This is a genomic window from Microvirga medicaginis (genome assembly GCF_052658925.1).
Genome location: NZ_JBQWEL010000064.1, coordinates 1 through 769, shown reverse-complemented (window position 1 = coordinate 769; position 769 = coordinate 1). Strand labels below are relative to the sequence as shown.

General features: G+C 66.4%; 1 protein-coding gene. It reads left to right on the top strand.

Going from position 1 to position 769, the window contains the following annotated elements; translation table 11 throughout:
- Window positions 1-769, top strand: a 769-nt coding sequence (locus tag ACUXUR_RS26770; RefSeq protein ID WP_445505385.1) for a DNA translocase FtsK, incomplete at both ends; no start/stop codon positions are given.

Genomic DNA, 769 nt, shown 5'->3' with positions numbered 1-769 from the left:
TCCCGGTCCTGTTGTGACGCTTTACGAATTGGAGCCGGCGCCGGGGACGAAGTCGTCGCGGGTGATCTCGCTGGCCGACGACATCGCGCGCTCGATGAGCGCGGTCTCGGCCCGTGTTGCCGTGGTCCAGGGCCGCAACGCCATCGGCATCGAGCTGCCCAACCACAAGCGCGAGACCGTGTACTTGCGCGAGCTCCTGGCCTCCGCCGACTTCGAGACCACCAAGCAGAAGCTCGCGCTCTGCCTCGGCAAGACCATCGGCGGCGAGCCGGTGATCGCCGATCTCGCCCGCATGCCGCACCTGCTGGTCGCCGGCACCACCGGCTCGGGCAAGTCGGTGGCGATCAACACCATGATCCTCTCCCTGGTCTACCGGCTCGCCCCGTCCGAGTGCCGCCTGATCATGGTCGACCCGAAGATGCTCGAGCTCTCGGTCTATGACGGCATCCCGCATCTGCTCACGCCGGTGGTGACCGACCCGAAGAAGGCGGTGATCGCGCTCAAATGGGCGGTGCGCGAGATGGAGGACCGCTACCGCAAGATGTCGAAGCTGGGCGTGCGCAACATCGACGGCTTCAATGCCCGCGTCTCCGAGGCCACGGCGAAAGGCGAGACCCTCACCCGCACGGTCCAGACCGGCTTCGACCGCGAGACCGGCGAGGCGATCTACGAGGACGAGGTGATGGACCTCGAGCCGTTGCCCTACATCGTGGTGATCGTCGACGAGATGGCCGACCTGATGATGGTGGCCGGCAAGGAGATCGAGGGT